We start from the raw sequence: 2525 nt of genomic DNA on the forward strand, positions 1-2525 counted from the left end.
CTATCAACAACTCATGCTTGTAAAGTTTGTACAATAGGGCTTTGAGTTTTTGTTAGATTGATATTTATCAACTTTAGAGCATTGCTGGACAGAGAGGGAGCTTGGGGAATTTTCTACAGTGTAAGTTCGGAAGAACCAAAAACTTTAGTACGACCAGCTAACTTATTTTCCAACCAAGCGAACTCGCCTCTATAGCTAATAGTTTCAAGAAATATATCCAGATTATTTTGGACATACAAAAACTGAATCGCTTCTAAAATAGAAGTTTTACCGCTATTATTTTTACCTACTAAGAGATTAATTCGACCAAGATTGGTCATCTCAAAATTATGAAAACCGCGAAAGCCTTCAATTTTTAGGGATTGTAACATGAGTGATTACCCTGGATTTTAGTTATTAAATCTAGTTTATCTCAACCCCAGAAAACACCTCAATTAACGACAGAGCATCACGATGGCGATACCGATACCTAAACTTAAACCGACCAGCACTTGAAAAGGAGTATGACCAATTAATTCCTTTAAACGTTCCTCGTTAAATTCCTTACCTCCCTGGAACATTTCATCAATAATTTGATTGAGAATCCGGGCCTGTTTTCCCGCTGCCTGACGCACTCCAGCCGCATCATACATAACAATAACCGCAAAAAGCGCAGCGATGGCAAATTCGGCACTAGACCAACCCACCTGTAATCCTACCCCAGTAGCCAAGGCCCCCACCAGCGCCGAGTGAGCGCTAGGCATTCCTCCCGACGAGACTAGATAGCGCAGACTCACCTTACCATCGCGGATTAACTCAATCAGCGCTTTTAGTCCCTGGGCAGTGAAACAAGCTAAAAGAGAGATTAGCAGTATTTGATTGTGTAACACCTGCTGGAAGTCCTGCATAATCTCACTCGTTTAATTTAATTTAATTTTTACGATTAACAATATACTCAGCGATGGCCCGTAAAGGTTCAGCGGCCTCATCGTAGCTACTCAATTCATTGATGGCACTATCTATTAACTGTTGAGCTTGCTGGCGAGACCCTTCTATCCCCCAGAGACTAGGATAGGTAGCTTTTTGTGCCTGTAGATCCTTGCCAGCGGTTTTGCCTAATTCCTCCTTTGTCGCCGTGATATCGAGAACATCATCGATAATTTGGAAAGCCAAGCCAATATTTTGGGCATAACGTGCTAATTTAGCTATATCTTCCGCTTTTGCCCCCGCTAAAACTGCCCCCGACACCACAGAAGTCTCCAACAGGGCCCCCGTTTTCTGAGTATGGATAAAACCGAGAGTTTCTGCCGAAATATCAGGTTTTCCTTCGGATTCCAAGTCTAAAACCTGACCTCCCACCAAACCCGCTGCCCCGACGGTGCGACCTAAACGGGCAATTACCTCTAAAATCTGTAGGGGAGGTACATTAAGAGTCTGGGTAGCCACATACTCGAAAGCGTAGGCTAGGAGACCATCCCCGGCTAAAATAGCGATATCTTCGCCAAAAACCTTATGATTGGTTAATTTCCCGCGTCGGTAATCATCGTTATCCATGGCGGGTAAATCGTCATGAATTAATGACATAGTGTGAATCATTTCTAGGGCGCAAGCGGTGGGTAAAGCCATCTCTAGGGAACCCCCCATCAATTCACAGGTAGCCAGACATAAAATCGGCCGCAGACGTTTGCCACCGGCGAGGAGAGAATAGCGCATCGCCTCGTAGATTTTGGCGGGATTGCCGATAACTAAAGAGCTATCCAAAGCTGACTCGACAATCAACCGCTTTTCCTCCAGATAGGAAGCCAGAGAAAAGCTCTCGTTTTTCCTCAGTTCTACTCCTCGTTCGCCCCTAGTAACCATGTCTTTTTGTCTTGAACCGACTGCTTTTAAAACTATATCAGGAAACTCCACCTCGATGGGAATTAAACTGACCGCTCCCTTGTACCCTAAGCTGTTGACTGTCTAAATTACCCCTTCAGACTGCATGGCAGTGCCGCAGTTGACACTCTGAACGTTTGTACTAAAATTTCCCAGACGGAGAGGAGCCAACTTTCTTTTCTGATGCCTATTTTCTCTTTTAACCTGAAAAAATACCTTCCTCAGCCCAGTTCGAGGATTAGCGAAAAACGGGCGATATAATTAAATTTCGCCGCAGTTATCAGCAATTCTCATTTTGAAATAAATAGAGCATTAACCCCGATTTTGGCATTGAAAATATAGTACAAAGCAACTACTTTTGAGGAGGGGTGATCACTAAAAAAACAATTGGTTGGACAAATTAAGTATAAATACTCAAGCAATCAAAGGGGTTGGCTGAGAACGAACGGGGTAAATTCAGGAAGATAGTTCTGTTTTTAGAATAGGGAATTCAAGGGAAATAAAAATTTATAATTATTGTCAGCTCAGGTAAGCTGTTCGTAATTTAAATTGCGTTAACAGAATTACCCTTGTTTTTCAACTTGCGATCCCACTTAACAATTAAACCTCTTTCATTTAAAAGTTGATGCAAAAGAGATTCTAATTCTTCAACTGATTTAAAAAGTCGA

The 2525-nt window shown here is 42.4% G+C and carries 2 protein-coding genes and 2 pseudogenes; all 4 read right to left on the bottom strand.

The window, feature by feature from the left end; translation table 11 throughout:
- Positions 1–137: 137 nt before the first annotated feature.
- Positions 138–371: pseudogene (locus tag IM485_RS21770) on the bottom strand (AAA family ATPase); the annotation flags it as partial.
- A 63-nt stretch (positions 372–434) separates the two neighbouring features.
- Positions 435–887: a divergent PAP2 family protein gene (locus IM485_RS21775; RefSeq protein WP_104398420.1), complete on the bottom strand. Its 453-nt coding sequence runs from the start codon at positions 885–887 to the stop codon at positions 435–437.
- A 22-nt stretch (positions 888–909) separates the two neighbouring features.
- On the bottom strand, positions 910–1839 hold the full coding sequence (gene crtE, locus IM485_RS21780; RefSeq protein WP_104398421.1) for a geranylgeranyl diphosphate synthase CrtE: 930 nt from the start codon (positions 1837–1839) through the stop codon (positions 910–912).
- A gap of 562 nt (positions 1840–2401) precedes the next feature.
- Positions 2402–2525 (bottom strand): annotated as a pseudogene (locus IM485_RS21785) (IS630 family transposase); the annotation flags it as partial.

The organism is Microcystis sp. M169S2 (genome assembly GCF_020245865.1).
GTDB lineage: Bacteria > Cyanobacteriota > Cyanobacteriia > Cyanobacteriales > Microcystaceae > Microcystis > Microcystis ichthyoblabe_A.

Bases quoted from the DNA above. Each gene is read 5' to 3' on its own strand.
- IM485_RS21775 (WP_104398420.1), bottom strand. From the start codon at position 887: ATGCAGGACTTCCAGCAGGTGTTACACAATCAAATACTGCTAATCTCT.
- crtE (WP_104398421.1), bottom strand. From the start codon at position 1,839: ATGGTTACTAGGGGCGAACGAGGAGTAGAACTGAGGAAAAACGAGAGC.